General features: G+C 69.6%; 23 protein-coding genes. 13 read left to right on the top strand and 10 right to left on the bottom strand.

Annotation, left to right across the window (positions count from 1 at the left end; genetic code table 11):
- The first annotated feature begins 9 nt into the window (after positions 1–9).
- The 3 genes from ACYQ78_RS35135 to ACYQ78_RS35125 are packed head-to-tail and all read left to right on the top strand — an operon-like array spanning position 10 to position 4,291.
- On the top strand, positions 10–1,755 hold the full coding sequence (locus tag ACYQ78_RS35135; protein WP_459805282.1) for a hypothetical protein: 1,746 nt from the start codon (positions 10–12) through the stop codon (positions 1,753–1,755).
- Positions 1,752–2,969, top strand: a complete 1,218-nt coding sequence (locus tag ACYQ78_RS35130) for a hypothetical protein (RefSeq protein WP_459805281.1) — start codon at positions 1,752–1,754, stop codon at positions 2,967–2,969. The genes ACYQ78_RS35135 and ACYQ78_RS35130 overlap by 4 nt, the downstream gene beginning before the upstream one ends.
- Before the next feature lie 17 nt (positions 2,970–2,986).
- Positions 2,987–4,291, top strand: a complete 1,305-nt coding sequence (locus tag ACYQ78_RS35125) for a hypothetical protein (protein ID WP_459805280.1) — start codon at positions 2,987–2,989, stop codon at positions 4,289–4,291.
- Here the strand turns inward: ACYQ78_RS35125 and ACYQ78_RS35120 are convergent.
- From ACYQ78_RS35120 to ACYQ78_RS35110, 3 genes are all read right to left on the bottom strand, one after another.
- Positions 4,288–5,217, bottom strand: a complete 930-nt coding sequence (locus tag ACYQ78_RS35120) for a hypothetical protein (RefSeq protein ID WP_459805279.1) — start codon at positions 5,215–5,217, stop codon at positions 4,288–4,290. The genes ACYQ78_RS35125 and ACYQ78_RS35120 overlap by 4 nt on opposite strands.
- Positions 5,217–6,752, bottom strand: a complete 1,536-nt coding sequence (locus tag ACYQ78_RS35115; RefSeq protein WP_459805278.1) for a hypothetical protein — start codon at positions 6,750–6,752, stop codon at positions 5,217–5,219. The genes ACYQ78_RS35120 and ACYQ78_RS35115 overlap by 1 nt, the downstream gene beginning before the upstream one ends.
- 100 nt (positions 6,753–6,852) lie before the next feature.
- Entirely contained in the window at positions 6,853–7,122 is a 270-nt protein-coding gene (locus tag ACYQ78_RS35110) for a hypothetical protein (protein WP_459805277.1), read from the bottom strand.
- Positions 7,123–7,206: 84 nt separating this feature from the next.
- Here ACYQ78_RS35110 and ACYQ78_RS35105 point away from each other — a divergent pair, with 84 nt between their 5' ends.
- Positions 7,207–7,554, top strand: coding sequence for a hypothetical protein (locus tag ACYQ78_RS35105; RefSeq protein WP_459805276.1), 348 nt, complete (start codon positions 7,207–7,209; stop codon positions 7,552–7,554).
- A 429-nt stretch (positions 7,555–7,983) separates the two neighbouring features.
- Here the strand turns inward: ACYQ78_RS35105 and ACYQ78_RS35100 are convergent, their stop codons facing one another.
- Together ACYQ78_RS35100 and ACYQ78_RS35095 are read right to left on the bottom strand one after the other, a co-directional pair.
- The gene (locus ACYQ78_RS35100) at positions 7,984–11,169 is read right to left on the bottom strand and encodes a DUF7824 domain-containing protein (protein WP_459805275.1); all 3,186 of its coding nucleotides are present in this window, start codon (positions 11,167–11,169) and stop codon (positions 7,984–7,986) included.
- Positions 11,166–12,494 (bottom strand): SWIM zinc finger family protein, encoded by a 1,329-nt coding sequence (locus ACYQ78_RS35095; protein ID WP_459805274.1) that lies wholly within the window; start codon positions 12,492–12,494, stop codon positions 11,166–11,168. Before ACYQ78_RS35095 ends, ACYQ78_RS35100 begins: the two co-directional genes overlap by 4 nt.
- A 232-nt stretch (positions 12,495–12,726) precedes the next feature.
- Between ACYQ78_RS35095 and ACYQ78_RS35090 the strand changes: the two genes are divergently transcribed.
- Entirely contained in the window at positions 12,727–13,596 is an 870-nt protein-coding gene (locus tag ACYQ78_RS35090; protein ID WP_459805273.1) for a DUF1707 SHOCT-like domain-containing protein, read from the top strand.
- Here ACYQ78_RS35090 and ACYQ78_RS35085 read toward each other — a convergent pair.
- Positions 13,584–13,856, bottom strand: coding sequence for an ArsR/SmtB family transcription factor (locus tag ACYQ78_RS35085; protein WP_459805272.1), 273 nt, complete (start codon positions 13,854–13,856; stop codon positions 13,584–13,586). The two genes, ACYQ78_RS35090 and ACYQ78_RS35085, sit on opposite strands and share 13 nt — an antisense overlap.
- Positions 13,857–13,874: 18 nt before the next feature.
- Between ACYQ78_RS35085 and ACYQ78_RS35080 the strand changes: the two genes are divergently transcribed.
- The gene (locus ACYQ78_RS35080) at positions 13,875–14,408 is read left to right on the top strand and encodes a carboxymuconolactone decarboxylase family protein (RefSeq protein WP_459805271.1); all 534 of its coding nucleotides are present in this window, start codon (positions 13,875–13,877) and stop codon (positions 14,406–14,408) included.
- Here ACYQ78_RS35080 and ACYQ78_RS35075 read toward each other — a convergent pair.
- Complete coding sequence (locus ACYQ78_RS35075) at positions 14,403–14,627, bottom strand: LuxR C-terminal-related transcriptional regulator (RefSeq protein ID WP_459805270.1); 225 nt, start codon at positions 14,625–14,627, stop codon at positions 14,403–14,405. The genes ACYQ78_RS35080 and ACYQ78_RS35075 overlap by 6 nt on opposite strands.
- Positions 14,628–14,676: 49 nt before the next feature.
- Positions 14,677–16,446, bottom strand: a complete 1,770-nt coding sequence (locus tag ACYQ78_RS35070; RefSeq protein WP_459805269.1) for a BTAD domain-containing putative transcriptional regulator — start codon at positions 16,444–16,446, stop codon at positions 14,677–14,679.
- Positions 16,447–16,596: 150 nt separating this feature from the next.
- Here ACYQ78_RS35070 and ACYQ78_RS35065 point away from each other — a divergent pair, with 150 nt between their 5' ends.
- From ACYQ78_RS35065 to ACYQ78_RS35035, 7 genes are all read left to right on the top strand, one after another.
- Positions 16,597–17,523 carry an ABC transporter ATP-binding protein gene (locus ACYQ78_RS35065; protein WP_459805268.1) on the top strand — a complete coding sequence of 309 codons (927 nt, stop codon included), beginning with the start codon at positions 16,597–16,599 and terminating at the stop codon, positions 17,521–17,523.
- Complete coding sequence (locus ACYQ78_RS35060) at positions 17,520–18,329, top strand: ABC transporter permease (RefSeq protein WP_459805267.1); 810 nt, start codon at positions 17,520–17,522, stop codon at positions 18,327–18,329. Before ACYQ78_RS35065 ends, ACYQ78_RS35060 begins: the two co-directional genes overlap by 4 nt.
- A gap of 18 nt (positions 18,330–18,347) precedes the next feature.
- Positions 18,348–19,487, top strand: a complete 1,140-nt coding sequence (locus tag ACYQ78_RS35055) for a YcaO-like family protein (protein ID WP_459805266.1) — start codon at positions 18,348–18,350, stop codon at positions 19,485–19,487.
- The gene (locus tag ACYQ78_RS35050) at positions 19,487–20,698 is read left to right on the top strand and encodes a TfuA-like protein (protein WP_459805265.1); all 1,212 of its coding nucleotides are present in this window, start codon (positions 19,487–19,489) and stop codon (positions 20,696–20,698) included. The genes ACYQ78_RS35055 and ACYQ78_RS35050 overlap by 1 nt, the downstream gene beginning before the upstream one ends.
- Positions 20,698–21,804, top strand: coding sequence for a cytochrome P450 family protein (locus ACYQ78_RS35045; protein ID WP_459805264.1), 1,107 nt, complete (start codon positions 20,698–20,700; stop codon positions 21,802–21,804). The genes ACYQ78_RS35050 and ACYQ78_RS35045 overlap by 1 nt, the downstream gene beginning before the upstream one ends.
- The gene (locus tag ACYQ78_RS35040; protein ID WP_459805263.1) at positions 21,801–22,787 is read left to right on the top strand and encodes a methyltransferase; all 987 of its coding nucleotides are present in this window, start codon (positions 21,801–21,803) and stop codon (positions 22,785–22,787) included. Before ACYQ78_RS35045 ends, ACYQ78_RS35040 begins: the two co-directional genes overlap by 4 nt.
- Positions 22,788–22,909: 122 nt before the next feature.
- The gene (locus tag ACYQ78_RS35035) at positions 22,910–23,614 is read left to right on the top strand and encodes a response regulator transcription factor (RefSeq protein ID WP_459805262.1); all 705 of its coding nucleotides are present in this window, start codon (positions 22,910–22,912) and stop codon (positions 23,612–23,614) included.
- Here ACYQ78_RS35035 and ACYQ78_RS35030 read toward each other — a convergent pair.
- Positions 23,571–24,785, bottom strand: a complete 1,215-nt coding sequence (locus ACYQ78_RS35030; protein WP_459805261.1) for an NAD(P)/FAD-dependent oxidoreductase — start codon at positions 24,783–24,785, stop codon at positions 23,571–23,573. The genes ACYQ78_RS35035 and ACYQ78_RS35030 overlap by 44 nt on opposite strands.
- A complete protein-coding gene (locus tag ACYQ78_RS35025; RefSeq protein WP_459805260.1) occupies positions 24,785–25,060 on the bottom strand; it encodes a PqqD family protein in 276 nt (91 codons plus the stop codon). Before ACYQ78_RS35025 ends, ACYQ78_RS35030 begins: the two co-directional genes overlap by 1 nt.
- Between the last annotated feature and the right edge of the window lie 4 nt (positions 25,061–25,064).

Here is a 25,064-nt window from a genome sequence, read left to right as displayed (position 1 = left end):
GGGCCGGACGTGAAGAAGAGGAAGACGAAGAACACACAGAAGAGGAGCTCGGTCCCGAAGATCGAGTCGGGCTCGCCGACGAAGGAAACGCCATCCCCGCAGCCGCAGCGGAAGTCCACCCCTCCCTCGACGACCCCCGGCAAGACCACCGCCACCAAGACCACACCCGCCCGCCTCTCCACCGGGACGGGCACGAAGACGACTCCGGCGCCCAAGGAGTCGACCGCGGGTACGAAACGGAAGGAGTCCGAGAGCACCAAGAAGCCGGAGGCGCCCCGCAAGAAACAGGCGACCGAACCCACCCCCACGGCCTCTCCTCCTGACCCGGTCATGGAAGGGCTGACCTTCACCTATCCACCGGTCAAGAAGGGCAGCGAAGGCGCCTTCCTCGACGCGCGGTTCAAACTGCTCGACAAGGACGATGACGGCAGCGGCACCACCTTCGTGACCGAGCACGGCAAGAGCGATCCCGCTGCCGTTACCTGGCTCATGCGCGCGGTCTGCGTGTTCTCGGGGAACGCCGAGGCCATGACCGAAAGGGGTATGAATCTCGGTCCGGTCATCCCGCGTCTCCTCAAGGAGGCCACGAAGCCGGGCCGGAAGCTCTTCGACACTCGGAGCAGGCAGCTGGAGAAGCAGGTGCTCCAGGTCGGTGGATGGACCAAGGGGATCCTCCTCGCGACTCTGACGCTCCCGTCGCAGAAATCAGTGGAGAAGCTGGAGAAGATCTACTACTCCAAACCTCGCGCGTCGAGCACGACCGACACCATGGCTCTCGAAGTGCCCGACATCGGCCCTCTCGACGAGGCTGTGCTCCGCAAGGAATTGTGGATCAGTCTCGAGCAACGCCTCGACGACCACAACAAGGCCTATGTGAGCACCGAAGAACGCTCCATCCAGGAGATCGGGAGAGTCGCGAACGTCATCCAGGACGTTCTGGAAGCCGTCTTCGGCAAGTTCGTCCTGGCGAACCCCGACAGCCCCTACCACTCCGGCTTCAAGTACTCCGACAAGATCGCCAGCACCACGAGCCGGGACGTGGGCCCGGAGGCGCTGAAGGGCTTCCTGAAGAACCGCTCGGACGTCGTCGGCAACGACGAGACCCTGGCCGTGTACAAAAAGGCGAGCTACGACCCCGGACGCCCCGACGACGTCGCGGCCCGCGACGCGATCCTGGACGACATGATCAAATCCGGACCGCTCAAGAAGAAGCTGGTCAGGACGGTCCAGACGAACGGGGCGCACAGTCCCGGCAAGGGCACCATCTACATCCAGCCCTTCATCTCGACGAAGGTGAAGAAGACCGACGAGCTCTGGCGGCAGTCCCGCACCCTGATACACGAGTTCCTGCACTTCCTCACGCACAAACAGTTCAGGACCGTGGCGAAGAGCACCCACCGTCGGCAGGTCATGATCGAGGGCGTCACCGACATGCTCACCGCCTCGCTGTTCAAGACCTTCGCCGACATGTTGAGCACGAGTAAGACCCTCAGCGGCATCGTCCTGGGCGGCGAGCTCTACGCGCCGCCGCCCAAGCACCTGTTCGACGTGGGCTACAGCAGCGCGGGAACCAAGGCGATGGAGATCCTCAAAGAGGTCGGGTGGGACAACGTCGAGGCGGCCTACTTCCTCGGGGCCACGAAGTACATCGGCGTGGAGAAGAGGAAGAAGGAGACGACGGAGAAGACGGAGACCGAGACCGGGTCCGAGAAGACCGAGACCGAGACCGAGACCGAGAAGATGGTGGTCCAGTGAGCCTCAGGAAGACCAAACGCGACGCGCTCACGGAGGGCCCCACGCTCGACGACCGGCTCGCCACCGAGGACGTCGAGCAGCTGTTCCGCGACCTGGAGTCGCTGGTCCGCGGGGAGGACCCCGGCCACCCGTCCCGCTGGATCGATGTGGCGACCGCCGACCCGGCCGAACAGCGGTGGGTCGTGCACGGTCTCGACCTGCTGGCCCGCAACGCCGACGGCGCCGGTCCCTACTTCTCGGGTCCCCGGGCTGCCTCCCTGGTCGTCGACCGGGCCCGGTGGCGGCGCTTCGAACCGGGCGAACCGCGCTTCGAGGAGGAGGTCATGTCGGTCAGCGGCTGGCTGGAGGCGGCCCTCCCGTTCTCCCTCACCCTGCCCGGCCCCGCCGCGCTGGCCCGGCTGGCGGAGATCCGTGGCCGATCCACGGCCGGTGGGGCGTTCGACGCGACCGCGCTGACCACGTCGGTGCTGCCGGGGCTGAAGGCGGAACTCGCCGGGGAGGCGCTCTGGTGGGGCGCCCCGCCCGTACCGGAGGATCTGTCGTGGATGGAGTCGGTCGCGGCGTCCATCCAGGGGTTCGTCCGCGACGAGGGGTCGTTCCCCGGCGCCCACGTCGGGGGTCCGCTGTACGACGGCTTCGACTACGCCGCGAGCGTCCTCGACGCCCGTGCGGCCGACGACGACGAGGACGCCCGGCTGGCCTTCCTGCTGCGGCGCGTCCACCTGACCGACGCCCTCTACCGGGCCGGATACGACCACGCCCGGCCCGACCACCAGGACCTCCTCGACGAACTGCTCGACGGATGGCTCGCCGACGACCCCGAGCTCGACGACCTGGCCGGTCACCTGCTGAGACACTCGCCGTCCCACGAGGAGGGGGAGCGGACCCCCGTCCTCCTCCCGGCCGTCGTGCCCACCGGGGCCTGGGGGCCGAGGGAGTCGTGGCGGCCGCACCTCCACGCGGTGATGGTCCACGAGTTCGTCCACGTGCTGGCCCATCCCGACTTCACCGAGGCGATCGAGACCGCGGCCCGCGGCCCGCTCCTGGCGGAGGGGATCGCCGACCTGCTCACCGCCGACCTGCTGGAGGCCCTGGTGCCCGGCGAGGTGTGGACCGCTCACGGGCCGGCCGCCGAGATCCGCGACCTGGTCGGGGCCGATCAGGTGAAGGCGGCCTACTACCTCGGCCGCGTCGAGTTCATCGGCCTCGACTAGAAGAAAGCTGGCCGTACGTGTTCAACAAGAAGAAGTCGAAAAAGAAGAAGCAGCAGCCGACGCCGACCCCGACGCAGACGACGACCCCGACGCGCCCCACCCAGGGCCCGCCGGTCCAGGCCCCTGCCAACCAGGTCGTGTGGAACCGCATCGTGCCGGCCCCCGCCGTCAACGGCCCCACCCGTGACTTCTTCCAGCGTCGCCCGGCGCCCACGATCCCCGTGGAGATCCCCACGGACATCGAGTTCGACGTGAACTTCGACCCCGACCTCGAAGGAGACGTCTCCTTCGACCTCGACGGCGGCCCGATCGACGAGTTCGCCCTCGGCCTCGACGCCGATTTCGACACCGGATTCGACACCGACGTCGCTCCCATCGAGACGGTGCCCCAGATCACGACGACCACGACCCGGCCCACCCTGACCTCGGCGCGGGCGCGTTCGCCCCGCGGCTCACTCGACGACGAGAAGCGGGTGCAGCTCAACTACCTGCGTGACATGGACTTCTTCAACACCTTGTGGGAGTACTTCTACGACTCGCAGACCGGAGTGTTCCGGCAGAACCGCAACCCCCAGCGGGTCTACGGCCTGATGAGCGCCGACCTGACCGACAAGACCTATCTGGCCACGCCCATCGACCCCGTCGAGGTCGAGGAGTTCGTCGACCTGGGCGCCCAGACCACCGTCTTCTTCTGCACGCCCCAGGAGTACCCGGACGACCTGCGGAAGGCGCTCGCCATGGGCGACTACCTCCATGTGATGAACACCCTCGTCTTCTTCAAGGACGCCGACCTCCATCGGCGGATGCGGCGTCTCGTCGTCAACGTGAGTTCGCAACAGACCGCTCTGTTCCTGGCCAGGAGGTTGTCCCTGGTGTTCGCCGATCCGGAGATCGGCGCCAACTTCGTCAAGTTCAAGGTGCTGCTCCAGTCCACCAATACCGACGACCCGCCCAAATACGACAAGCTGGTGCTCTACTACCTCGTCGGCGACGACCCCGGCGACCGCTCCGACGTCGTGGGCGGCAAGCTCCTGTCCAAGGTCAAGGACGGGGTCCCGCCCGGCGAGGGCGAGCTGAACATGAGCCCCTTCTACTCCCGGGTGGCCTACTTCGTGGGATGGGCGGAGGAGCCCAAGCACAACATGCCCGGCCCCCCGACGGAGGACAGCTTCACCCAGAGCCGCGCCAGGATCGTCCAGTCGGTGATCGAGAACACTCCGGTGGTCGCCACTCCGAAGGAGCTGGCGGCGAAGGTGTACATCGCCATCGAGGCCGCCGGACTCCCGTGGACGTCCCCGCACCGCCACGAGGATCCGAGTTAGAGACCGAGGTATTCGGTCCGGCCGAGGAAGAACGCCACCTTCAGCCGGTCGGACCCGAGTTCCTCCGCCAGCACGACCGCAGGCCCCTCGACGGGCGCGGCGCCGCCGCCGTATTCGGCGGTGAACAGGGTGACCAGGTCCTCCTCCAGCCAGGCCGCCCGCTCCCGGAACCCCGGGTGGGCGAGCACGTGCAGGAAGGCGTGGGTCACCAGGCTCTTCTCCGCCGCCGGTACGTAGACTTCCGGGCCCGTCCCGTGGGAGGCGTCCCGGGTGATCAGCTCCTTGACGCGTGCGGCCAGGCCGCGATCGGTCGCGAGGACGGCGGGGTCGCCGCCCAGCATCGTCACGTAGGCGGCCTGGGCCGCGTCGCCGTCGGGCGCACCGATGGAGTCGTGGAGGTGGGAGCCCAGGTCGTAGCCGTCGTAAAGGGGGCCCTCGTAGCGGGCGCCCGGGAACTCCGCGCGCAGCGCCGCCTGGACCGCCGACCCCAGGGCGGCGGCCTCGGCCGGGTCGAGGAACGGGCCGGGCGCGGCGGCGAGGCGGCGGTCGACCTCCTCCGACACCCACGCGTCGTCGGCCGGTTCGACGGTCATCTCGACGGGCTCGGGCAGGGTCAGCGTGGCCGGGAACACCGCCTCGGTCCAGCCGCTCACCGCCAGCACCTCGCGCTCGAACGCCTCGTCTCCCGGCTCGGCCGTGTGCCGCCGGGCGTGCCCGAGCAGCCGGGCCAGCGCGGGCCGCGTCTGGTAGCCGGCGGGACGCCGCGTGAGCAGGTCGAGCGCGTCGATCAGCCAGGCCTGCTCGGGCGGGCTCAGCCGGGCGGCCGTCTCCCACTGCGAGCCGAACGGCCCGTCGCCGCCCAGCAACGTGGCCTCCAACGTCCGGAACGCCGTCTCCGCACCGTCGCGCTTGGTCTTGGTCAGCATCAGTAGTCGTCCTTGTCCCGGGGGAGGGCGATGAAGGAGGTGTCACCCAGGAAGTACGCGATGTAGCAGTTGGTGACGCCGACCGTGTTTCTGATGATCTCGGCGTGCTTCCCCGACTCGCCGTAACCCGTCAGGCGGTGGTTGTCGTGCGGCTCGGGAAAGGGCGGGTTCACGCCGAGGATCCGGCGGCCGAACTCCTCGTCGCCCTTGATCTTCTTCTCCAGCAGCAGGAAGACGTCCTTGGTGATCATGTCGGTGAAGCCCTCGATGAGGACCTGCTTGTTGCCGGTGAGCTTGGCCCTGTCGGTGAAGCCGGGGTGGGTGAGGCGGTGCAGGAACTCGTGGGTGATCGTGCGGACCAGCCGCCACCGCCAGGTGCCCTGGGAGGTCTGCTCGGGGTTGGGGTAGAACGGCGGCACGCTGATGGTCTGGGTGTCGTGGCTGTGCGCGGCCGTGTTCTCCAGCAGCAGTTTGACCTTCCCGGCCACCTCGTCGTCGAGCAGCATCTCCTCGTAGATCGACTCCAGCACCTCGTTGTCACGCGGGCGCGAGGGGTCGTAATTGTGCTTCCTGAACGGCGATTCGTCGCCGCCCTGCATGCCGACGGTGGTGCCCCGGTTGCGCATCCAGTTCATCAGGCCGTCGTGGGTGATCTGCTTCTCGTGGGTGCTGCGCAGGTTGTCGGCGTACCGGAACTCCGAGTAGCAGGGGCTGTGGACGTTCGCCAGCACGTACATCCACAGGGTGTCGGCCACGAACTTCTGCACCAGGTCGGCCACCGTCTTCAGCCATTCGAAGTCGACCGGTTCGAGCTTCTCCCCCTGGGGCGCCATCCACTGGACGGCGAAGAAGTCGACGGTCTCGGCGAGGTTCTTCTTCATGGCCAGCCGTAGCCGCTCCTCGTCGAGCGGCCCGATCGTCGACTTCGTGCTGCCGACGACGGTCCGGCCGGGGTGGTAGTACCTGCGAAGCTTCTGTACGACCTCCTCACCGGGCCGCGGCCGCGAGAGCAACTGCGCGGCCACCCAGCCACCCCGCAGCACGACATCCTGCTCGAAGCGCCCGTTCTCGTCACCGGGGACGGTCGGATCCTTCGTCAGGAGGACCGCCCGGACCAGGGCGACGGCGATGATCCTGCCCTCAAGGCCGAGCAGCTTCACCTTGTCGGCGTTCCGCGCGTAGAGGGTGAGCGCGTGCATCAGCCAGACGACCTGCGTGGGGTCCAGCTTCGAGATCGCCCACTTCGCGAAGCCGTCGTGGTCGCCACCCATGGCGAAGTAGACGTTCTGGAGGTAGAGGGCCTCGGTGCCGTTCTCGATCGCCTTGCGCACCCCGGAGTAGTCGACGGTCGCCACCACCCCCGAACGCCCGGCGAAGTAGTCGGGCCGCCCGAGCTGCTCTTTTCCGGAACTGATGACCTGTTCACCGAGGTCGGGCTCGGAGTCGTCGCGTTTGCTGAGGGTGAGCGTGGGGGTGTCGTCGTCGCCTTTCCGGGTGTCCTTCTTCCTGTCCCTGCTGCGGCTGCGCTTGATCACTGCTTCTCCCCGGCGTCGAGGACCGTTCCATATCCGGCGGCTGCGATCTTGACCTCTGATCGCAGCCGTCAAACTAACCAATAAGGGATATGTCTGTCGCTCAGGCCTGGCCGCAGAGAATCGTGATGGTCAACGTGACCTTGCCATTGGTGTTGTTGTACGGGAACAGCACATTCACCGAATCATCGAGCGCCCCACCCGACTGCGAGAACTGCCGCGACCACGCGACGGAGTGAGGATTGAGCAGGGGCACGTACTGCGACTTGACCTGAAAGTCCGAATCGAACAGGACCTTGCCGACCGGACAGTTGACATTCGTCGAGCCCGCGGTATTCGCCGCATACTCCTTGGTCACCACGACCTTCTGCAACCCCGCAACCCCAGCGGCCCCCCGCTCACCTTGAGGACCCCGCTCACCTTGAGGACCCCGCTCACCTTGAGGACCCCGCTCACCTTGAGGACCCCGCTCACCCTGAAGACCCCGCTCGCCTTGCGGCCCTTGGGCTCCCCGCTCGCCCTGCGGTCCTTGAGTTCCGCGCTCACCCTGCGAGCCCTGCTCGCCCTGCTCTCCCCGAGCGCCCTGCTCTCCCTGTTCGCCTTGCGCGCCCTGCGGACCTTGAGCGCCGGGTTCGCCCTTCGCGCCCGGAGCGCCCTGCGCACCGGCGGTCCCCTGCTCGCCCTGCGGACCGGCGGCGCCCGGCTGGCCGGGGGCGCCTTCGGGTCCGGCTTTGTTCCAGGAGATCTGCTGATAGCCCGTCGGGCAGACGCCCGTGGTGGGCGCCACGGTCGGCACCGGCCGTAACATCGTCTGCTCGATCCGCCCCGGTACCCGGAGCACCCCGTCAGCCCCCACACACGCTGTGATCTGCGTGTCCTCCGCCACCGCGACCGCCACCCCGGCCCCACCGGTGACCAGCCCGGCGGCGATCCCCACGGTCAGCCACATCGCACGTTCTCTCCGTCGACGCATGTCATCTCCCCTACGAGACAGAAGCCGACGTCAAAAGGTAGGCGGACAGACATCGCGGGCTCGTCCCCCTGACAGCACCCTCCGATCACCCGCCAGGTGGACCTTTCGTCCCGACCGTCCAGGACATTCAGCGCCGTCCGACCTGGATGGCCGCCTCGATTGCCGACAGCGTGATCGCCCACGTCAACTGGATGGGTGCGGCCGGTAGGGCCCGGCCGCGCCAGGGTCGGAGTGGGTCGGGTCTGGTCGATGGTGTCAGTACTACGGCGGGGTGAGCTGGTCGCGGAGGCGGCGGCACTCTCTTGCGAAGCGGCTCCGGCTCTTGCCTGCCGCGTAGGCCGTGATCTCCGGGATCTCGCCGCTCGCGCCGGTCCAGGAAACCACGTCGTTGGCGAAGGCGAGGGTCTCCGTCTGGGGAGTCGTGGCGCGTTCGCCCTCGCGGGGCAGCAGGTCCGGCAGGAGGACGCGCAGGATGTCCCACACCTGGCGGGGTGCGCCCGCGCGGGCCAGGTCGGTCAGGGCGGTGAGGAGCAGGGGGAGCTCCAGGCACTCGCGGCGGACCAGCACGCCCAGTTGCCTGCCGAGGGCCTTGGTAGGGAGGGCGTCGCGGGCGGCCAGGTTGAGCATGAGGCGGACAACCGCGTCGAAGGTCGCGTGGTTGGCCAGGGACAGGCCGAGCACGACGGCCGACGCGTCGCCCATCGGGCCGTCGGTGGCGAGGCTTCCCCGGAAGGTTTTCACGCTGAAGGGCGCGTGGCGCCACGACTGCATGACGTAGGGCAGGTAGTTGACCGACGCCACCTCGCGATGCGACGGCACCATCGAGGCGAACCACTTCTTCGTGTCGGGGAAACCGTCGTAGTCGCGCGGCTGCGGAGCCGCCAGCAGCACGTCGTCGATCAGCCGGTGGCCCGTCGGCGCCGTCGGCCGCAGGATCGGGCGCATCCGACGGTTCCCCGGGTGGGAGACCTCGGGCCATTCGAGCCCCGCCACCGGGTCGGGCATGCCGTCACCGGCCAGCCACTCGGCCGCCGAGCGCGCCGCCGCCGAGCCGACCTTCGCGGCCCGTTCGGCCGCCGCCGGGTGGGAACCTCGCGGGAGGCGCATCAACGCCTGCGCCAGGTCGGCCGGGAGCGGCTCGATCCCGGCTTCGGCGCAGGTCTCCAGACGTTCGACCAGGACGTCGGGGTCGAGGTGTCCATTGTCGAGCGTCGGCGTCGCCAGCAGCACGGGCGGGAGCTCGTCGGCCCGAAGCGCGCTGAGGAGCTCGTCGAAACGGTGTAGCAGGAACAACTGCATCGGCGGGATGTACCGCGCCTCCGGCAGTCGCACGCCACTCCGCCGCATCTCCCCGGGATGAATCCACGCATCACCCGAAAGATCGCCCACCGAGGAACCGGCCATCCCGTCGGTAGCGGCGACGTAGTGAGCCACGCCCATGTGCGATTCGCCGGTCGTCTCGTCAAGGCCGGGCCCGAAGAGGTGAGCGGCGCCTACATGTGGCTCGCCGGTCACGTTGTCGGGACCTGGTTGGAGGAGGTGAGTGGCGCCCACGTGTGGTTCGCCGGTCACGGTGTCGGGACCGGGTTCTAAGTAGTAGACGGCACCCGCCCTCGATTCGCCGAGGATTCTTGTGAGGCCTGAACCCAGGACCCGGTATGAGCCGCCCACTACCTTTCCGTAGTCGGTGATTCCCGGCTCTGATCCGGCTTCGGGCACCTCGTCTACGAGACCAGGTGTCGCATCGGCGGCTCCCTGCATCGGGTGGCCCCGGTCGTTTCCGATGGTGTCTTCGTTAAAGGTCGCGGACATCGCCGCGTGGTTGACCTGCTCCATGAAGGCGGCGTGGGCCTGGAACATCTCGGTCATCTCTTCGGCGGACATCGGGGCGGAGTCGGCGTCGAGGGGGAGCGTGGTGATGGTCAGGACCTGTTCGAGGTCGACCACTCGGCCGTCGTCAGGGCGCCATGTCGTCGGTTCGTCTGCGGTCGCGCCGGGGGTGATCAGTTCGATCGACAGGGCTCTGACCCAGTCGCGGGGGTGGGCCCACACGCCGAATGCGGGCTGGGCCGAGCGCAGGTGCAGGCGGCGGCCCAGGTCGGTGCGCAGGGCGTCGCGGTCGGTGGTGGCGCGGGTCACGAAGGCGGCCAGCCACGATTCGGCCTGGATCCAGGCTCCGGCCGCCTCGTTGTCGGGCGACACGGCCGGTTCGGGGAACGGGCGGGGTTCGCGGACCTCGGGCAACGGCGGGAACGTCACAGCGGGAGGGGGTTCCACCTCGGGCGCTTCGCCGCCGAAGCCAGCTGTGAGGCGGGTGGCCAGGTCGGTGGGGAGGGTGGTGATCGCGTCGGCGATCAGGGATGCGTCGGTGAGGTGTTTGAGGGTCAGGTCGACCGCTCTCGACTGGACGTCGAAGGACGTGTGGCCGTAGGCCATCGTCAGGGCCAGGACGAACTCCTCGGCCGCCGCAGGGGCGCGCTTGAGTTCGGCGTCGAGCCATCTCAGGCCGATCGTCGCCAGTTTCGCCTCGGGGCGGAAGGCCAGCGATTCGACGGCTTCCACCAGGTCGGCGCGGTCGAGGGGGAACAGGTGCTTGACCTGCTTGGCGGCGAGTTCGGCCACGGTGCCGGGGGCCGACGGTAACAGGCGCAGGTAGTCGCGGAGCCTCCCCGCGGTCTCACCGGGGGTGGGGGCGAGGAGGTCGTGGAGGCGGACGAAGAAGCGGAGGTCCTGGGCGTCGCCGCCGCGCAGGAAGCGGCTGACGCAGCCTTCGATGGCCCGGTCGCGGGGGAGGTCTCTGCGGACGCGGGCCAGCCAGCGGGTCGGCGCGGGGGTGGCCTTCTCGTCACGTAGCTGACGGCCGGCGCCTTCGGCGTCGAAGATCCGGGGGAGGAGTTTCGGGGTCAGCGGGTCGCCGGGGTGGGTGATCATCCGCAGCCAGGCGGACACCAGCGGGTCGTGGTTGGGGGGCTCGGCGCCGGAGGCGCGCAGCAGGGCCACGGCCAGGGGGGCGATGCGGTCGTCGGGGCGGCGGATGCGGAGGGCCAGGCGGACGGCGACGTCTCGCTGCCACTCGATCGGGCGCGAGGCCGCTACCGCGACGGCGTCGGCCACGTTGACGTCGACGGCCCAGCGGCGGTTGACGTCGCGGCTGGTGATCCACGTGACGGCGGCGGCCGGGCCGGTGATGGTGCCCAGGCCCGCGAGCAGCAGGGCGGAGGCCAGGTTGTCGAGCAGGTCGTCCATCGCGGTGCGCAGTTCCCAATCGCGCTCCCACTCGTCGAAATTCCGCTGGTCGAGGTCCGCGGTTGCCTCGGCTCGGAGCTCTTTGACGAGGGCCGGGAGGTCGCGGCCGATCTCGCCGCGTTCGGGTTCGGTCAGGGCGATCAGGCGCCTGCGCAGTTCGTGGAGCTGGTTGCGTCTGATCAGGTCTTCGATCGGGTTCACAGGGTCACCGCCACGTCGGCGCGGGCCAGGATCCGGGCGGCGAGGACGTGTTTGCACGGGCCCCGCGACCCGCGGTGGTCCCACCACCACGGGCAGGTGCACGAACCGTCGGCCAGCGACACCTCGCGCGGGCCGCCCGAGGTGGTCACGGTGGCCTTCTCGCCGTCGAGGCGCACGGCTCCCTTCTCGACCAGGGCGCGGGCCGCCGCCAGGCGGGGGTTGAGGCGGGTGACGTGGACGCTGTCATAAGGGAGTTCACGGTGGAAGTGGGCCGCCTCGGCCAGGTCGTAGCCGACGCGGCCGGCCACGCCCAACTGGGTGAGGGCGGCCTTGACGCGGTCGACGGGCAGGCCCGACCGGTCGGCGAGCAGGCCGATCTCGACCTCGGGCTCGAAGTTGAGCAGCATGCCGACCACGTCGGCGTCGCTTTCGGCCTCGTCGGTGGACAGGTCGTTCAGCACCGCGCCCTCGCCGGAGAAGCCGCGCCAGCGTTCGGGCGACAGGGTGAGCGTGTAGCGCATGCCGGGCAGTTCGAGCTCCCATGCGCTGGAGGCGGCGTCAGTAGGGCCGTACACCCTCAAGGTTTTCGCGAAGCGGAGGAGCGGGAGCAGGGTGGCGAGGCGGTGGGTGCCGCCCAGGTAGACCGAGCCGGGTGCCTCGTGGTCGAAGACGCGCAGCTCACGGCCCGTGTGGGCGACCCAGACGTCGGCCCTCTTGGGCAGGCCACGCAGGAAGCGGACGGCGGCCATTCCGGCCGACTCGCCGCGCTGGTCCATGCCCGCCGCGATGACCTGCACCTCTGCGAAGCCGCGCAGCCAGCGCTCGGGGAGCGGCACCTTCTTCTCGACGACCGCGCCGTCGAACGTGGTCACGACCAGTTCGTCGGCGCCGACGCCCAGGTGGAGCGGGTCGCGGCCGCCCACGCGGGCCAGCGCCTCGCGCAGCGGCGGGTTGACGTCGACGTTGGTGGTGCCCCGGTCGAAGACCTCGCCGTCGAGCGCGCCGCCGAGCAGGTCGAGCCGGGCGTAGACCCCGCCGCAGGCCGAGAACGACTCGAACCGCAGCCGGTCGCCGTTGCAGGTGACGACCGGGTCGCGCACCCAGCTGGGCCGCGACTGCGCCTGGTGGTAGCGGGCCAGCGCGACATCGGCGACGCCGAGCAGGGCCGCCGCCGCGGGCGCCGCCTGGGTGACCAGGCCGCTGAAGAATTTGGGGGCCACGGCCGGACCGGAAAGGGCCCGCCCGCCGGACGTCGAAAGCCCGAGTCGCCCGTCAACGAGGGAGGAGGGCGCGGCGTAGCTGTACGCCTGCGTCGCTGAGGTCATGCCCCCGGACCCTAGGCGCCCCGACCGACAAACTCGCGAACCCGCAGGTCAGGCAAATGTAGAGATTGTGTGCAGTCGAGGGAATTACCGATCGCGCGTTCTGGCTGGTCAGGCATTCAGCGATATTTCAGGAAATGGGAATCGCCGCCCCACGCGTCTTCCCGACCCCAAAGAAGCCGAATCATCTCTTGGCCCTTGAGCTAGTTTGGAGGGCATACAGGGGAGGTCGGAATTGCAGCACATCCGTGTTTCCGACGTGGAGCGCGACCGCGCCTGCGCCATTCTGCGTGAACACTACGCCGTCGGGCGACTCGACGACCCGGAACTGTCGACCCGGCTCGCGGCCGCCCAGACGGCCGTCACCTGGGGCGACCTCCACGAGCTGATGAACGACCTGCCGCAGCTCCCCGGCATGCCCCTGATGCCGTCGGTCTACCCGCCGCCGCCTCCGCCCCCGGTCGCCCCCTACCCGCCGAACGCCTACGTCACCTACGCGCCGCCGGTCTACCACCCGCCACCCCCGCCGCCGGTGAGGCCGCCGGGCATGCCGGATCCCGGCAAGGCCTACGCCAGGGCCGCGACGGTCAGTTTCATCCTGGGGTTCGTCAGCTTCGGCATCATGTGGGCCCCGGCGCTGATCTTCACGGTCCTCGCCAAGAGGGCCAGGGAGCGGTGCCAACGTGACCGGAACACCGGCAAGGTGATCGCCTTCGTGTCCGCGGCGGCCGTGATGACGGCGCTGGTGGTGATGCCCGCCGCGTTCCACGTGCCCGACGACCCGACGCCGGGTTACATGGCGCTGCCGCCTCCGATGGAGCCCGATTTCGAGACCCACGAGGTCGGCCTGGAAGTGGTGTCCGACCAGCCGGACGCGACCGCCGACAACCTGATGATGAGCACCGAAGGGGAGACGACCGTCTCCGGCAAGGGCATGCGGCTGCCGGTCGAGCGGACGGTGGAGGTCGAGTCCCTCTCCGAGATCGTCGTGGAGGCCGACGCGCCCAAGGGGGTCCAGATGACCTGCCAGATCACGGTCGACGGAGAGGTCGTCGCGGAAGGCAAGTCGAAGAACGGCATGTGCGAGGCCGCCTACAACGGCTGACCCCGATAGCGGGTCAGCCACCTGTCGACCTCCGCGAGGGGCGCGGGGTCGACGGCGTAGAGCCGGCGGGCGCCGTCGACCCGCACGGTCGCGAACCCGTTCTCCCGGAGTACGCGCAGGTGCTGTGACACCGCCGGTTGGGTGATGCCGAACTCTTCTTGGACGATCGCGCCCACCTCCCCGGCCGGTCGTTCACCGTCGGCGAGCAGTTCGAGGATCCGGCGGCGCACCGGGTCGCCCAAAACGTCGAAGGCGTGCATGGCCACTACTTTATATAAGTGGCCACTGATATGAACCGCCTGCCCGACCCCATGACCGACGCCCAGCGGGCCGCCGTCGAGCGCATCGCCGCCGGTCCGCGCGGGGAGATCTCCGGGCCGTTCGTCCCGCTGCTGCGCAGCCCCGAGCTGATGACCCGGCTCCAGCTCGTCGGGGAGACGATCCGGTTCGGCGGCGTGCTCGACGAGGACCTCGTCGAGCTGGTCATCCTCACGGTGGCCCGTCATTGGAACCAGCCGTACGAATGGGCCTTCCACCACCCGATCGCCGTGGCCAAGGGTGTGCCGGTGGAGGCCGTCGGCCGGCGCGAACGTCCCGAGGACGAACGTCACGGCGTCATGTGGGCGCTCGTCGAGGAGTTGCAGCAGGTCAAGGAGGTGTCGGTGGAGACGTACACGAAAGCCGTTGAGCTTTTCGGGGAGGAGCGGGTGGTCGCGGCGGTCGCGACGGCGGGCTACTACACGACGCTGGCCATGGTCATGAACATGGCGCGCACCGAGCCGCCGGAGGGCGGCGCCCGGCTGCCGTCATGACGAGCGGGGCGGCCACGCGCCGACGCTGAGGACCCGGTGGGCGTAGGAGTAGGCGACGAGCTGGCTGCGGTTCGAGCAGGCGAACTGGTCGAGGAGTTTGCTGATGCGTTCGGCCACGGTGTAGCGGCTGAGGTGCATCTCGCGGGCGATCCTGGTGGTCGTGTAACCCTGGGCGAGCATGATGATCAGAGAACGGTCGCGATCGTTTACAAGATCCATTCTGACTCCTCGCGTGATCGCTTGCTGGTCCGAGCCTAGGTTTGCGCGCTTAACCGCCGGTATTGCGAGGCCTTGCGGCCGGTTTGCCCATCAGGATCGACGTGTAGAGCTGCTTGAGCACCGGGCTGGGGTCGATGCCCAGCTCGGCCGACAGCCTGATCCGCACCGCCTCGAACTGCGCCAGCGCCTCCGGAACGCGGCCGCAGTGGGCGAGCGCGGTCATCCGGGCGGCGATCAGGCGTTCGCGGGCGGGGAAGAAGGCGGCCAGGCCGTCGAGGCGGTCGAGCACGTCGACGAACCGGCCGCGCTCGATCTGGAGCTCGGCCCAGTCTTCGTTGAGGGTCAGGTAGAGCTCGGTCATCCGGCCCACTGCGTCGTCGACCAGGGGAACCCCGGCGAACTCGGCCAGCGGACGGCCGCGCCACAGGTTCAGCGCGCGGTCGAGCAGGGTCAGCGCCGCGTCGCCGGCGCCCCGGCGGCGCATCTCGCGGCCCGCCCCGGCGAGTTCGCGGAAGCGGAGCAGGTCGAGTTCGTCGCGCTGGGCGTCCAGGCGGTAGCCCCAGCCCTCGTACGAGATGCGGTCCCCGAGGCGTTTGCGCAGCTCCGAGACGTACACCTGAAGGTTCTTGCGGGCCGTGGCCGGGGGGCGGCCCGACCAGAGGGAGTCGATGAGGCCGTCGGTCGGGACGACGTCGTTGGGGTTGGAGAGGAGGATCGCGGCCAGCAGGCGCGACTTGCGGGCGCTGATCTGCACGGGGGCGCCGAAGCGCAGGTCCAGCGGGCCGAGCACCCGCACGTCCAGGGCCGGGGGACGGCCGCCGAGCAGCAGGAACCCGGCGAGGTCGATGCGGGTGGTCTCGCGGTGGAGGCCGCGGACCATCGCCAGGGTGGCCATCGAGATGTCGTCCACCCCGGCCTTCGACTCGAACCAGCGCCAGTCGCCGTCGGGGTTGACCTCCAGGAACACCGGCCCGTCGGGGGTGAGCAGGAAGTCGAAGGCGCCGTAGCGCAGGCCCCACAGGTCGGCCAGACGGGTGACCGCCTCGGCGACGTCGGCGGGCACCGCGACCGGGGTCACGGTCACCGAGCCCTCGTCGCGCCAGATCGCCGCCGGTGACGGCTTGTCGACCCGGAAGGCCCTGATCTCGCCGTCGACGTGGTAGACGCGCAGTTCGGCGCTGTGCTCGACGTACTCCTGGACGATCATCGGCACGTCCCGCGCGTGGAAGGCCGTCCGGTCGCCGATTTCCGGGAAGACGCCTTCGAGCAGGCCCGGCTCGGCCTCCACGAAGTGCCGGTTCAGCGCCTTGACCACGACCTTGCGGCCCGGGAACGGCGCACTCGCCGGGTCGGTGGTGACGATCGTGCGCGGCACCCGGATGCCGGCCTTCGCGGCGCCGTCGAGCTGGGCCAGCCTGCCGGGGTCGAGGCCGTCGGGGATGCGTACCGAGGAGAGGGCGGTCACCTGGTCGACCAGGGCGGCCCATGATTCGGCGCGGAACAGGGAGCGCGCCTCGTTCTCGCCGCACGGGCCGAAGTGGCGCACCCACACGACCGTCGGCCGGATGCGGCGGCCGTCGATGGTGAGGGAGCCGTCTTCGTGCCGGGTCAGCGCCGCGACCGAACCGGCGTCGATGCGGACGCTCGGCACGCCCAGCGTGCGCAGGCCACGTTGCAGACCTGCGAACTCGCCCATTCCGGCGCGGTCGGCCAGCACCACACAGGGGAGCGTGGCCCGGGGATCGGTGTCGTCGGGGAGCCGCCAGCTCACGCCGCGCGTCGCCACCGGCATGCGCAGGGTGTACGAGCCCGTGTCCATGCGCCGATGGTGTTCTCACGAAGCCGGACGGCACAATCGGGCCTCTGCCGTTCGGCATAAGCCCACTTTCGTGGGGTTGTCCGGCCCCGTGATCACCGGCCCATACTCAAGCCACAACCCGCTCCCGAGAGAAGAGGGTGGAGTATGGCCGTGTCGAGTGACGTGGTGACGGCCTCGGGGCTGACCAAGCAGTACAAGGGGATGGACCGGCCCGCGGTGAACGACGTGTCGTTCGACATCGCGCGCGGCGAGACCTGCGGACTGCTCGGCCCCAACGGCGCCGGAAAGACCAGTCTCATCAAATTGATCTGCGGTGTCACCGCCCCCACCTCGGGCGACATCCGCGTGTTCGGCGTCGACCCGATCCGTCAGCCGGTCGAGGCCAAGACCGGCATCGGCGCGATGCACCAGACCGCGCCCTTCGACATGATGCTGCCCGCCCTCGACAACCTGCACATCGCGGCCAAGTTCCGCGGCCTGAAGTGGCGCACGGTCGAACCGTGGGCGATGGAGGTGGTCGAGTTCCTCGGCCTGACCGAGGCCCTCGACCGCATGTGCTTCCAGCTCTCGGGCGGCCAGCGCCAGCGCCTCCAGCTGGTCAGGGCCCTGTTGAGCATCCCCCAGCTGCTGATCCTCGACGAGCCTTCGGCCGGTCTGGACGTCGCCGGCCGCCGCCAGGTCGAGAAGTTCGTCACCTGGCTCCGCGAGGAGCACGGCGTCACCATCCTGTGGACGACGCACCACATCGAGGAGCTGGAGCGCAACTGCCAGCGGGTGCTGGTCATCAACAAGGGCCAGGTGGTCAGGTTCGCCAAGCCCCGCGACATCGTCGAGGAGTTCGGCAGCACCCACGTGCAGGTCACCGTCGAAGACGCGCTCGCCCGCCAGATGGTCGCCGACTGGGCGACGGGCGCCGGGCACGAGACCACGCTCGGCGAGAACGAGGTTCGCGTTCACGGGGCCAAGGCCCAGGAAGTGCTGCCCGCGCTGGCCGGTCTGGCCGTCACGGGTGTGTCGACCGTGTCCGACTCGCTGGAAGAGGCGTTCCTGCGGATGACCGAGAAGGTGACCGCATGACCATGACCTTCCAGCACAAGCCGCCCGCCGCCGGCACCGCCCGGCAGGCCGACCTGGGCGCCGTGGTCTACCGCGAGTGGGCGCTGCTGGCCCGCAACCGGGTCTACCTGATCCTGGGTCTCGCGCCGATGCTCATCTACTTGCTGCTGGTCAACACCTCGCTGAGCAACCTGGTGCAGACCGTGGAGTACAAGGGCCTGGCCGTCGGGTTCGCGGTGTTCCTGCTGCCGATGACGCTCGGCATGTCGGTCGTCAGCGCGGCCGGAACGTCGGCCATGGCGATCTTCCAGGAGGAGATGAGCGGGGTCGCGACGCAGCTCTGGTCGTACCCGCTCAGAAGGTCGCGGTTCCTGCTCGGCAAGATGATCGCCGGTGTCTCGCTGGTGCTCGGGCAGAGCCTCCTCGGTCTGGTCGCCGCCGTGCTGATCTTCGAGTTCCCGTTCGACCTGGAGGGCTGGCTGGCCCTGCTGGTGACGCTGGCACTGGCGTCGCTGGCCATCAACGGGCTCTACCTGGCGGCGGCCATCACGGTCACCGACTACCAGGCGTTCATGGTCGGCTCGAACCTGTCGCTGCCGGTGCTCGTGTTCAGCGCGCCGTCGATGTACACCTACGACTCGATGCCGACGGTGCTGCAGTGGTTCTCCCACGTCAACCCGCTGACCTACGCCATCAACGGCATGCGTGACGCCAGCCTCTTCGGCTTCGGCGAGGCCGGGCGGGACATGGTCATCCTGGCCGTCATGGCGATCGTCGGCTACACGATCGGCGGCCGGGCGCTGCTGAACCGCGCACGCAACATCTGACTCCCAAGGGGCGAGACGATGTCCGACACCACATGGCTGCGCTCGGCCGCCGACACCTCGAAAGTGCTGCTCCCCGGCACCGACAGGGCGGTCGGACCGGCCAAGACGCTGGAGATGGCCGGTCAGGCCGCCCCGCTGGTCGGGATCACCCGGGTGGCCGACATCACCCGGCTCGACCACATCGGCATCCCGACCTTCCAGGCGATCCGGCCGGCCTCCCGGACGCTGGCGGTCTCCCAGGGCAAGGGGGTCACCCCCGACCTGGCGAAACTGTCGGCGATGATGGAGTCGATCGAGCTCTGGCACGCCGAGCAGCCGATGGAGGCGCTCACCGTCTCGCCACCGAGGGAGCTCCATCTCGGCTACGACGTGAAAGCCCTGCCGCTGTCGTCGCCGACCGTCCTGCACGAAGGGCTGCCCATCGCCTGGGTCGCCGGACGGTCGCTGACCGACGGCACCGAGACGCTGGTGCCGCGAGACACGGTCGCGTTCCGGCTGACCCGCAAGACCGGCTGGAACGCCCCCGTGTTCTTCGAGTCGACCAACGGCCTGGCCAGCGGGAACACGCTGATCGAGGCCACCCTGCACGCTCTCTACGAAGTGGTCGAACGCGACGCCGTTACGGGGTGGCTGACCGGCAAGGACAAGGGGGAGATCGTCGATCCGGTCTCCCTCGACGCACCGGTGATCAACGTGCTTCATGAGCTGATGGCCCGCGCCAGGGTCACGATGGAGTGCCGCGCCGTGCCCTCGCCCACCGGGCTGTCGGTGTTCGTGGTGAGGATCACCTGCGACGACTATCCGCCGCCCTTCATGGGTTACGGATGCCACCTCAGTGCCGAGATCGCGCTGTCGCGGGCGATCACCGAGGCGGCGCAGTCGCGGCTGGCCTACATCTCCGGCGCCCGCGACGACCTCAAGGCCGGGGCGCAGAAACAGCTCGCCACCGACTATCCGGCCCTGGTCGAGGGCGGCGCCGGGATCCAGGAGGTGCCCGCGCGCGGGAGCCTCGCCGACGACCTGGAGGACGTCGTCAAACGGTCCGCCGTCGCGTTCGGCCACGCCCCCATGGTGGCCGACCTGACCCGCGCGGACATCGGGGTGCCGGTGGCCCGCGTGCTGGCCCCCGGCAGCCGTGTCATCCCGGAGGTGTTCTGATGAAGGTCGTCGTCTACACCGGGCCGACGCTGTCGGCCCACGACGTGCACTCCGTGCTGCCGGGCGCGATCGTGGCGCCGCCCGCCGCGCGGGGTGACCTGCTCAGAGAGGAGTGGGGGCCCGACGACACCGCCGTCATCATCGACGGCTACTACCGCGAGCGGCTCTCCGTCGGGCACAAGGAGATCCTCTGGCTGCTCAACGAGGGCGTCCACGTCATCGGGGCGGCCTCGATGGGGGCGCTGCGCGCGGCCGAGCTCTCCCCGTTCGGGATGAACGGGGTCGGCGAGGTCTTCGAGATGTTCTCCTCCGGCGTGGTCGACGGCGACGACGAGGTCGCCGTGCTGCACGGCCCGGCCGAGCACGGCTACCAGGCCGCTACGGTCGCCCTGGTCAACCTGCGCTACGGGGTCGCCCGGGGGACGGTCGACCCGGAGGCGGGAGCCAGGATCGTCGCCGCGGCCAAGGCCCGGCCGTTCACCCACCGGTCGTGGGCGGAACTCTCCGACGCGCTCGATCCCGGGGACCGCCCGGCGCTGGCCCGGCTGAGAGACGAAAAGTGGGACGTCAAACGGCTCGACGCCCTGGCCGCCCTCGACGAGGTCAGCGGTGAGCGCCCCGACGTCGCCGGGGCCTGGTCGGCCGACATCGCGCTGACCGGGATCACCCACTACGAGGCGCTCAAGTGGCGCTCGGCCCGCGACCTCGACGTCATGAACGCCGCCAGGCTGTTCGCCCCCGAGTATCCCGACCTGCACGTCACCGTGCTCGAAGGGATGCTGGCCGAGTTCGGCGGGGAGGCGTACACGAGGGAGAAGCTCGGGGTGTACGGCGACGAACTGCCCCCCGAGCTGGAGACCTGGCTGGCCCCCGAAGAGCACGCCCTGCCGATGGCCGACCGGCTGAAGCTCGTCATGATCCGCGTCTGGCCGGTCTGGCAGTCGGAGGACTGGCGGCGGGCCGTGCTCGACCGGCTGCGCGCCCACGAGAAGTGGGACGAGTGGGCGGGCATCCTCGTCGCCGCCAAGCTCGCCCGCGCCACCGTCAAGGCCGCCACCCCGCCCCCGGAGTTCTGCGCGCGGCTGTTCCTGCGCCACTGGAAGACCGCGTCGCCGCAGGTCGAGATGGCCAGGCGCGGCTTCTACGGCATGGACGACCTCGGCCGCACCGTCGCGCCGTTCTTCCCCCTGGACGCCCAGCGGAGACGCTGATGGTCATCCCGCGCGCCGACCCGCATCCGGTGCTGCACCGGATGCGGGAGGAGACGCCGGTCCACCGGATGAACGGCGCCTGGTACCTCACCAGGTACGCCGACGTGCAGCGGGCGCTGCTCGATCCGGCCATCGGCCGGCAGGTCACCGTGCACGAGGGCGTCGACGACCCGCTCGCCATGGTCCGGCGGAACATGTTCAACCTCGACCCGCCCGACCACACCCGGCTGCGCCGCCTGATGGCGCCCGCGTTCGGCCCGCGCACGGTCGCCCGGCTCGACCGGCGCATCGGCGAGATCGTGTCCGCCCTGGTCACGGGCCTGCACGGTGAGGTCGACGTGATCGAGCGGGTGGCGTTGCCGCTGCCGATGCTGGTGATGGCCGATCTGGTCGGCTTCCCCGCGGCCGACGCCCCGAAGCTGCGCGTGTGGAGCGACGCGATGCTGCGCAGCTACCACGCGCCCCGGATCAGAGCGGCGGGGCTGGCGTTCGTCCGGTACATCGAGAAGCAGGCCGCCGCCCGCCGCGAGACACCCCGCGACGACCTGCTGACCCGGCTGGCGATCAGCGGCGAGCTCGACCACGAGGAGCTCGTGTCGAGCGTGTTCCAGCTGGTCATGGCCGGTGACGAGACGACGGTCAACCTCATCGGCAACGGGATGCTGGAACTGCTGCGGCATCCCGGGGAGCTCGACCGGCTCCGCCGCGATCCCGGGCTGATCGGCTCCGCGGTCGAGGAGATGATGCGGTTCAACGGGCCGGTCGGGCACTCCCGGCCGCTCTACGCGCTCTCCGACGTGGCGTTCGGCGACGTGGTCATCCCGCGCGGGGACATGATCATCCCGGTGCTGCTGGCCGCCAACCGCGACCCGGCCGTCTTCCCCGACCCCGACGTGTTCGACATCGGCCGCACCCCCAACCGGCACCTCGGCCTCGGCCACGGCATCCACTTCTGCCTGGGCGCCGCACTGGCCCGGTCGCAGGCCCGCGCGGCGATCGGCGCGCTGACCCGGTTCTCTCTCGAACTGACCGGCGACGACCTGGAGTGGACCCCTGACCTGTTCATTCACGGCGTGCGCCGCCTTCCCCTGCGAGTGGGTCCATGAATCTCTCCGCCCTTGCCTTCGGCTTCGCCGGTTCCCAGATCCTGTACGCCGCCACGAAGCTCGGCCTGCCCGAGGTGCTGGCCAGAGGGCCGATCACGGTCGAAGCCCTGGCGGCCGAAACGCGGGCAGAGCCGGACTCCTTGCACCGGCTGCTCCGCGCGCTGGTCGTCCTGGACGTCGCCATCGAGATCCCCCCGGGACGCTACGCGCTGTCGGCCTTCGGGCAGCCGCTCCGCGCGGGGCACCCCCGTTCGATCAGGTCGAGCGTGCTGCTCCTGGGCGACCCGGCGACCTGGCAGGCGTGGGGCGCGCTGACCTCGGCGGTGCGGACGGGCGAGACCGCCTGGGACCACGTGCACGGCAGGCCGCTCTTCGAGCACCTCTCCGCTTCGGAGGAGCTTTCGACGATCTTCAACACCGCCATGCGCGAGGGCACCGGGCAGGTCGCCGAGTTCGTCCCCTATGACTTCGCCGGCCAGACGGTCGTGGACGTGGGCGGCGGGAACGGCACCCTCCTGGCCACCCTCCTGGCCCGGAACCCCGACGCGCGCGGTGTCCTCTTCGACTCGGCCGAGGGCACCGCCGACGCTCCGTCCGTGCTGCGGGAGGTCGCCGACCGGTGCCGGATCGAGAACGGCGACTTCTTCGACGCCGTGCCCGAGGGTGACGTCATCATCCTGAAGGGCATCCTGCACGACTGGGACGACGACACCTGCGTCCGGCTGCTGAGGGGTTGCCGTAAGTCGCTGCGGCCGGGCGGACGGTTACTGGTCATCGAGCCCGTCATGCCCGAGAGTCTGGCCGCGCCCGAGGCGTCGGGGGTCGTGATGAGCGATCTGGCGATGCTCGTCTACACCGGGGGCAGGGAACGTACCCGGACCGGGTTCGCGGCCGTCCTGGACGCCGCGGGGTTCACGTTGACGCAGGTCAGCGAGTGTCTGGGCCGGTCGGCGATTCGCGTCGTCGAGGCCGTGGGAAGCTGACCGGCCTGAGTATGCCGTCCCTGCGGGCGGCTCTCATGAGTAATCGCCCTGCTCTGGTGAGCATTTTCGTATGCGCGCATCCTGTGCCTTGTGTTGCAAAAACGGGCAAATCAGGTAGTCAAGTGACACATCAGGCAGCCCTCGCGGTCGAGACGATGCCCGTCAGGGTGGTCGTCGGCGAGCCGGACCGCGGGGTTCGGGCCAGGCTCAGGGGCTCGCTGCACATGGGCACCGGGGTCTACGTCGTCGGCGAGGCCGGCGCCGCGACCCGGCTCGGCGACCTGGTGGCCCGGCAGCGGCCCCGGGTGGTCGTGGTCAGCGCCGGGCTGCTCTCCGGCGTCGACTTCGCGCTCACGGTCGGGGCGCTGACGCGGTGCCGTACTCAGGTGGTGCTGGTCGCCGACGAGCTCGACGAGGAGCTGCTCGGGCGGGCGCTGCGGGAGGGCGTCGGCGGGTTCGTCCACCGGGAGTCGCTGCTCGCCGAGATCGTGCCGGCGATCCGGCTGGTCGCGGCCGGGCACACGTTCATCTCCACCGCGATGATCACCCGCCTCCGCGACCGCATCGCGGGCGCCATGACCGGCGTCGACCATCACCTGGCCGCGCTGACCCGCCGCGAGGCCGAGGTGCTCGCCTTGGTGGCGACCGGTCTGTCGAACGCTCAGATCGCCGACAAGCTCGGCATCGGCGCCGGGACCGTGCGGTCGCATCTGGCCCGCATCCTCGACAAGCTCCAGGCGGCCAACCGCGCGCACGCGGTCGGCATCGCCTACGAGCTCGGGTTCATCGGCCCCAATCGAACCGGCCGATCGCCTGTTCACGGGTGAGAGGCTCCTCCAGGTCGTTGACCATGGCCTGGAAGATGGCCTGATGGTCGCGTACGGCCGGAATGAGCGCCTGCCCGTGGAACAGCTCGGCCGCGAGACCCGCACTGCTCAGCGTGGCCCGGCCGACCTTGGCGTTCCCCTTGCCCTTGACCGGCTCGGCGACGGCCATCCGCCACGACCTCTCCGCCTCCTCGGCGACGGCCTGCTGGCTGGGGCCTTCCTTGGCGATTCTCAAAGCGGTCAGCGCGGCGACGGACATGCCGTGTGAGTAGACCGGGTTGACGGTGACCACACTGTCCCCGACGGCGAGGAACCCTTCGGGGAGCCGGGCCCTCTCGAAGTAGCGCCGCCGGTTGGCGGTGTCATGGCAGGGGCGAATCGGCCCGACGGGCTTCGCATGCTCGATCAGGTCGGCGATCACGGGATCCCTGAGCTCTCTCGCGTACGAGAGGAAGCCCGCTTCGTCGAGGGGAGGATCACCGGTCATGGTGACGATCCAGCGGTCACCCTCGATGGGGAACAGGGTTCCGCCCCTGGCCGGGGTGTACTTGGGATGCACCATCACGGCCGGGATGGTGCCGGGGCCCTCGTAGAGGCGGGTGGCGTAGGAGACACCGGAGGGCACTTTGACCTCTTCGACCGGGTCCGCACCGAGCGCGGGCAGCCAGTTGAGCGCCTGAGATCGGCGGCCAGTGGCATCGACCACGAGGTCGGCGGATATCGCGCTCGTCGCGATACGGACTCCGGTGACCCTTTTCGCATCCCCGGTCAGCCCGATCGCGGTGGTGCCCTGGATGATCTCGACATCGATGTGTCTCCTGACGACCTCGTCCAGGAGGGGTCTGCTGCAGGCGATGAGGTCGGCATCCGTGCGGACCCGGTGGAACCAGCCCTCGCCGGAGAAGATCAGGCAGTCGCCCGGCATGTTGCGGCGGTGGGCGCCGGCGTTGAGGAGGTCGTCCACGACCCCGGGCAGTAACTCGTCGAGGGCGCGGATGCCGCCCTCGACGAGCACGTGGTTGTGGTGGGACTGGGGGAGCCCCCGCCTCGGGCGGGGGCTCGGCGGGTAGTGGTCGCCTTCGAGGACCACGACCTCGTCGGTGTGCCGGGTCAGCGCGGCGGCGGCCAGCACACCGGCCAGGCCGCCGCCCAGCACCACGGCGCGGGACATCACGCCTCTTCGAGGATCATGCCGTTCTCGACCATGTCGCCGATGAACTGGTTGACCTCGGTCACGATGCGGTGGCTCACGGCGTCGTTGCCGCGCGCGTAGGCCCGCGACATCGTCAGCGCGATCGGCTCACGCTCACCGGCCTCCTCGACCATCATCCAGATCTTGGAGCCGGTCTCGTTCAGCGTCGAGAAGTGGCCGGTCTCGGTGTGGTAGAGCGACACGCCGTCGGCGGTCTCCTGCCAGATCACGGAGTCGCTGATCGTCAGGGACATTCTT

The organism is Herbidospora sp. RD11066 (genome assembly GCF_054661255.1).
This window is presented reverse-complemented; position numbering and strand designations above follow the sequence as displayed.